The 5,667-nt window shown below is 74.3% G+C and carries 6 protein-coding genes; 1 reads left to right on the forward strand and 5 read right to left on the reverse strand.

Annotation, left to right across the window (positions count from 1 at the left end):
- The first annotated feature begins 123 nt into the window (after positions 1-123).
- Positions 124-765: an endonuclease III gene (gene nth, locus ACIY1X_RS24125; protein ID WP_399685602.1), complete on the forward strand. Its 642-nt coding sequence runs from the start codon at positions 124-126 to the stop codon at positions 763-765.
- On the opposite strand, the gene ACIY1X_RS24130 is transcribed toward nth, so the two are convergent.
- The 5 genes from ACIY1X_RS24130 to ACIY1X_RS24150 form a co-directional block, all read right to left on the reverse strand.
- Positions 735-1,319, reverse strand: a complete 585-nt coding sequence (locus ACIY1X_RS24130) for a histidine phosphatase family protein (RefSeq protein WP_399685605.1) — start codon at positions 1,317-1,319, stop codon at positions 735-737. The two genes, nth and ACIY1X_RS24130, sit on opposite strands and share 31 nt — an antisense overlap.
- A complete protein-coding gene (cobS, locus tag ACIY1X_RS24135) occupies positions 1,316-2,104 on the reverse strand; it encodes an adenosylcobinamide-GDP ribazoletransferase (protein WP_399685606.1) in 789 nt (262 codons plus the stop codon). Before cobS ends, ACIY1X_RS24130 begins: the two co-directional genes overlap by 4 nt.
- A complete protein-coding gene (locus ACIY1X_RS24140; RefSeq protein ID WP_399685609.1) occupies positions 2,101-3,309 on the reverse strand; it encodes a serine hydrolase domain-containing protein in 1,209 nt (402 codons plus the stop codon). The genes cobS and ACIY1X_RS24140 overlap by 4 nt, the downstream gene beginning before the upstream one ends.
- A 70-nt stretch (positions 3,310-3,379) precedes the next feature.
- Positions 3,380-4,420 (reverse strand): nicotinate-nucleotide--dimethylbenzimidazole phosphoribosyltransferase, encoded by a 1,041-nt coding sequence (cobT, locus tag ACIY1X_RS24145; RefSeq protein WP_399685612.1) that lies wholly within the window; start codon positions 4,418-4,420, stop codon positions 3,380-3,382.
- On the reverse strand, positions 4,417-5,667 hold a 1,251-nt coding region (locus tag ACIY1X_RS24150), incomplete at its 5' end, for a cobyric acid synthase (RefSeq protein WP_399685614.1). The genes ACIY1X_RS24150 and cobT, both read right to left, overlap by 4 nt.

Here is a 5,667-nt window from a genome sequence, read left to right on the forward strand (position 1 = left end):
GGCATCGTGCGCCTGCGCCGCTACCTGCGCGGGCTGGCCCAGCAGCAGGTGGACAAACAGGACGCTGCCACCGCCTGAACGGCCGGCCTCGGGCGCGGCGCCGTTACAGTCGGCGCCGCCCCGATGAAAAAAGCCGACATCGTCCCCTTCTTCGCCACGCTCCAGGCCGCCAACCCGGCGCCCAGGAGCGAACTGGAATATTCCACCCCCTTCGAGCTGCTGGCCGCGGTGCTGCTCTCGGCGCAGGCCACCGACGTGAGCGTCAACAAGGCCACGCGCAAGCTGTTCCCCGTCGCCAGCACGCCGCAGGCCATCCTCGCGCTGGGCGCAGAGGGACTGGAGCCCTACATCAAGACCATCGGCCTGTACCGCAGCAAGGCCAAGCACCTGGTCGAGGCCTGCCGCATCCTGGTCGAGCGCCACGGCGGCGAGGTGCCGCGCACGCGCGCCGAGCTGGAGGCGCTGCCCGGCGTGGGTCGCAAGACCGCGAACGTGGTGCTCAACATCGCCTTCGGCGAGCCGACCATCGCGGTGGACACGCACATCTTCCGCGTCGGCAACCGCACCGGCCTGGCGCCCGGCAAGACGCCGCTGGAGGTGGAGCTGAAGCTGGAGAAGCGCGTGCCCAAGGAATTCGTGCAGCACGCGCACCACTGGCTGATCCTGCACGGGCGCTACGTGTGCGTGGCGCGCAAGCCCAAATGCTGGGAATGCGCGGTGCACACCTTCTGCGACTACAAGCCCAAGACGCCCGCGCCGGGCTGACGAGACCCGCCCAGGCAGCGCCATTCGCCGTGGCCGATGGCGTCCTGCGGCCAGTCGCCGGCCTCGCGCACGGTGCGCCGGCCGCGTTCGACCAGGCCCGCGGCGCGCATCACGCCGGCATGGGTGAACCACGCCGCGTCGCGGCCGCCGGAGCGCCAGTCGTCCCAGGCGGCCGCCACCCGCTGCATGAAAGCGCGCGTGCTCTCGCCGTGGCCGCCGGGCCGCGCATCGGCGAAGCCGGCCAGCCAGGCATCGAACTCGCTGCGCGCGATGGCGGACCAGGGCCGGCCCTCCCAGGCGCCGAAGTCCATCTCGGCCAGGCGCACGTCGGTCCGCACCGCGCCGAGGTCGGGCCGCAGCCGCGCGACGGCCTCGGCGAGGACGGTGCAGCGCACGCGCGGCGAGGTCCACAGCGCCACGCCCGCCGGCAGCGCGGCCGCGATGCGCGCCGCGGCTTCGGCCGTGTGCGCGGGGTCGGCCGGCAGGTCGCTCGCGCCGTAGCACAGGCCCGGCGCGCACAGCACCGGCGCATGGCGCTGCATCCACAGCCTCATGCCGGCCAGCGCCATGCCAGCGCGAGGTAGACGGCCAGCTCGGCGAGCTGCTGCGTCGCGCCCAGGCCGTCGCCGGTGAAGCCCTGCAGGCGCCGGCGCAGCAGCCGGCCCATCCACAGCGCGGCGAGCGCGGCGGCGACCACCATCGCCGCCGCCTTCGCAGGGCCCAGCGCCACCGCGACGGGCAGCAGCGCCGGCAGCGACCACGCCACGCCGACCGCCAGCGCCGGGCCCGACAGCGCATCGGCCAGCGGCTTGGACTTGCTCGTCCCCTCGTCGCCCACGTGCGGCAGCGTGCAGATCACGGCCAGCGGCGCCAGCCGCGACAGCACGTGCGCCGAGAGCATCGCCGCCGCCACCGCCCAGGCGCCCTGCCCCGCCAGCGCCGCCAGCAGCGCGACCTTGAGCATCAGCGCGAGCACCAGCGCCAGCGCGCCGTAGCTGCCGATGCGCGAGTCCTTCATGATCTGCAGGGCCCGCTCGCGCCCGGCCGATCCGCCCAGGCCGTCGGCCGTGTCGGCCAGGCCGTCCTCGTGGAAGGCGCCGGTCATCCACACCGTCGCCGCCGTGCTCAGCAGCACGGCCGCCAGCGGCGGCAGGCCCGCCTGCGCGAGCAGGAACACGCCCGCCGCCACGCCGCCCACCAGCCAGCCCACGCCCGGGAAGTGCGCCGCGCTGGCGCGCAGCATCGCCGGGCTGTAGCCGACCCACGCGGCCAGCCGGCCCGTCACCGGCACGCGGGTGAAGAACTGCAGCGCGAGCAGGAAGTGGCGCAGCGCGTTCATCCCGGGCGGCCGGCGGCCTCCTCGTCCACCGCCTTCTGCGCGGCGCGGAAGAAGGCCTCGCGCGCGGCGGCGGCCTGGGCATCCTGCGCCGACGGCCAGTCGGCGTTGAAGGCGATCACCAGCTGCCGCTGGGGGTCGATGAAGATGCCCTGGCCGAAGATGCCGCGCGCCGCGAAGCTGCCGTCGTCAAAGGTCCACCACTGGTAGCCGTAGCCGCGCCCGGGGATGCCGATGTCGGCGCGCCGGGTGGTCGCGTCGGCCAGCCAGTCGTCGGGCACGATGGACTGGCCATCGACGCGCGCGCCTTCGAGGATGAACTGGCCGAAGCGCGCGAAGTCGCGCGGCGCGGCCTGCAGGCAGCAGCCGCTGATCTCCTGCCCGGTCTTGCTCAGCAGCCAGGTGGCGGGGCGCTCCATGCCGGCAGGCTGCCACACCTTCTCCTGCAGGTACTGCGCCAACGGCTTGCCGGTGGCCTGGGTGACGAGGATGCCGATCAGGTTGGTCTCGCCCGTGCTGTAGTGCCAGCGCGTGCCGGGGGGCGCCTCGCGCGGCAGCGTGCGCATGTAGCTCACCAGCGCATCCACGCCGGGCTCGGGCCGGTGGTTGTTGAAGCGGGCCACGTCGGAATTCGGGTCGCCGTAGTCCTCGTTCCAGCGCACGCCCGAGGTCATGGTCAGCAGCTGCCGCACGCTCACGTCGTCGTAGGCGGAGCCCTTCATCTGCGGGATGTAGTCGCTGACCTTGTCGTCCAGGCTCCTGATGGCGCCGTCGCGCACCGCGGCGCCCACCAGCGTGGAGGTGAAGGACTTGGCGACGGAAAAGCTGGTCCAGCGCCCCGCGGCATCGAAGCCCAGGCCGTAGCGCTCCAGCCGCAGCCTGCCGCCCTGCAGGATCAGCACCGCCGCGCCGTGCTGGCTGGCCAGGAAGGCATCGGCATCGATGCCGAGCGCGAGCGGCGGGCCGGGCGGCAGCGGCCTGGGCGCGGCGCCGGGCGCGACGGTGTGCCACTTGGCCAGCAGCGGGATGCGGTCCATGGCGCGGAAGGCCGCATCGCGCTGCGCCTGGCTCCAGAACAGCACGTCGCGGTTGGTGGGCAGCGCCCTGAGCAAGCCGCGCGTTTCCTTGTCGAGGCTGAACCAGCCGGCCACGCCGGCCAGCACCAGGAGCGCCAGCGCGCCCAGGACGATTTTCTTGAAGGTCTTCACGAGGGAACTCCCGCCGCAGATGGCGCGCATGTTATCCACGCGCCCTGTTCTGCCAGGGCCGCGCGCGGCGTCAGCCCCGGGTCGACACGCCCGCCGACTCGAAGCTCGCCATCTCGCGCAGGATGCGGCAGGCCGACTCCAGCAGCGGCCAGGCCAGCGCGGCGCCGGAGCCCTCGCCCAGCCGCAGGTCCAGATCGAGCAGGGGCACGAGGCCCAGCGCGCGCAGCATCGGCGCATGGCCCGGCTCGGCCGAGCCGTGGGCCGCCACGCAGCGCTGCACCACGCGCGGCTGCAGCGCATGCGCCACCAGCACGGCGGCGCTGGCGATGAAACCGTCGACCACGATCACCCGCCGCTCCTGCGCGGCCTGCAGCACGGCGCCGACGAGCGTGGCGATCTCGAAGCCGCCGAAGGCCGCCAGCGCATCGAGCGGCGCCGTGGCCCGCGCATGCCGCGCCAGCACCTCGCGCAGCACGTCGCGCTTGCGCGCGCGGCCGGCGTCGTCCAGGCCGGTGCCGACGCCGGTGCAGGCGTCGATGTCCTGCCCCGCCAGCCGCGCCAGCAGCAGCGAGGCCGACGAGGTGTTGCCGATGCCCATCTCGCCCGGCAGCAGCGCGTTGCCCGGCAGCGCGCGCACGATCTCGCGGCCGTTGGCGATGGCTGCGTCGCACTGCGCACGGGTCATCGCCGGGCCTGCCAGCATGTCGGCCGTGCCGGGTCCGATGCGCCGCTGCAGCAGGCCGGGCTGCGCGGGCAGCTCGCGCGCGATGCCGCAGTCCACCACCGTGAGGGCCAGGCCGTGCTGGCGCGCCAGCACGCTCACCGCGGCGCCGCCGGCCAGGAAGTTCAGCACCATCTGCGCCGTCACCTCCTGCGGATAGGCCGACACGCCGCGCGCCGCCAGGCCGTGGTCGCCGGCGCACACCAGCATCTGCGGCCGTTCCAGGCGCGGCGCCTCGGTGCCGAGGATCAGGCCCAGGCGCACGGCCAGCGCCTCCAGGCGGCCGAGCGCGCCGAGCGGCTTGATCTTGTGGTCGATGAGCGACTGCAGGCGCGCAGCCAGTTGCGGGTCGTCGATGTCGGGCAGGTCGGGGATCAGCGGATCGGTCACGGTGCGGGTTGGAGCAGCCCGGCGAGCGCACCGGGCTGGAAATGGTCGTCGATGAAATCGGCCAGGCCGTCGAACACGGCGTCGAGCGTGGGCACCTCGGCGCCGAACAGCGCGTGCAGCGCCGCCGCGTCCTCGAACAGGCCGTGCAGGTACACGCCCAGCACGTTGCCGCGCGCGTTGCGCCAGGCCAGGCCGTCCGGCATCGCCTCGCCGCCGTCGCCAGCGAGCGAGGGATGCAGCGCGGTGCGGCCGTGGTGGATCTCGTAGCCCGCCACCTCGCAGCCCGCGAGCGCCGCCCACGGCCCGTCCAGCGCGCCGAAGCGGGCGCGGCGGTGGCGCACCGTCTTCTCGCGCTCGAACACCGTCACCAGCGGCAGCAGGCCCAGGCCGGCGGCGTTGCCGTCGATGCCGTGCGGATCGACCAGCGCCTCGCCCAGCATCTGCAGGCCGCCGCAGATGCCGAGCACCGCGCCGCCGGCCGCCGCATGCGCGGCGATGGCGCGGTCCAGGCCCTGGCGGCGCAGCCATTGCAGGTCGTCGGCGGTGGCCTTGGAGCCGGGCAGCACGATCCAGTCGGCGCCGGCCAGCTCGCCCGGCGTGCGCGCCCAGACGAGGCGCAGGCCCGGCACGCGCTTGAGCGGCTGGAACTCGTCGAGGTTGCTGATGCGCGGATACGCGACGACCGCGACCGTGAGGCGTGCATCGGTATGACCGATCGTGCCGGCGTCGAACACGCCGTCCTCCTCCGGCAGGCCGTGCTCGCGCCACATGGGCAGCGTCGCCACGGTCGGCACGCCGGTGAGCTGCTGCAGTTGCTGCGGCCCCGGCGCCAGCAGCGCTGCGTCGCCGCGGAAGCGGTTGAGCACGAAGCCCGCCAGCCGCGCGCGGTCGGCTTCGGGCATCAGCGCCCAGGTGCCGTACAGGTGGGCGAAGGCGCCGCCGCGGTCGATGTCGGTGGCGAGCAGGCAGCGCGCACCGGCATGGCGGGCCATGCGCAGGTTGACGATGTCGCTCGCCATCAGGTTGATCTCGGCCGGCGAGCCCGCGCCTTCCAGCACCACCACGTCGTGCGCTGCGGCCAGCGCGTCGAAGGCCTCGGCCACACGCGGCCACACGAGCGCGCTGCGCTCGCGCCAGGGCACGCATGCCATCGCTTCGTCGACCCGGCCCATCAGCACCACCTGGCTGGCCGTGTCGCGCTCGGGCTTGAGCAGCAGCGGGTTCATCCGCACGTCGGGCACGGCGCG

Source organism: Xenophilus sp. (assembly GCF_044462705.1).
Taxonomy (GTDB): domain Bacteria; phylum Pseudomonadota; class Gammaproteobacteria; order Burkholderiales; family Burkholderiaceae_C; genus Xenophilus; species Xenophilus azovorans.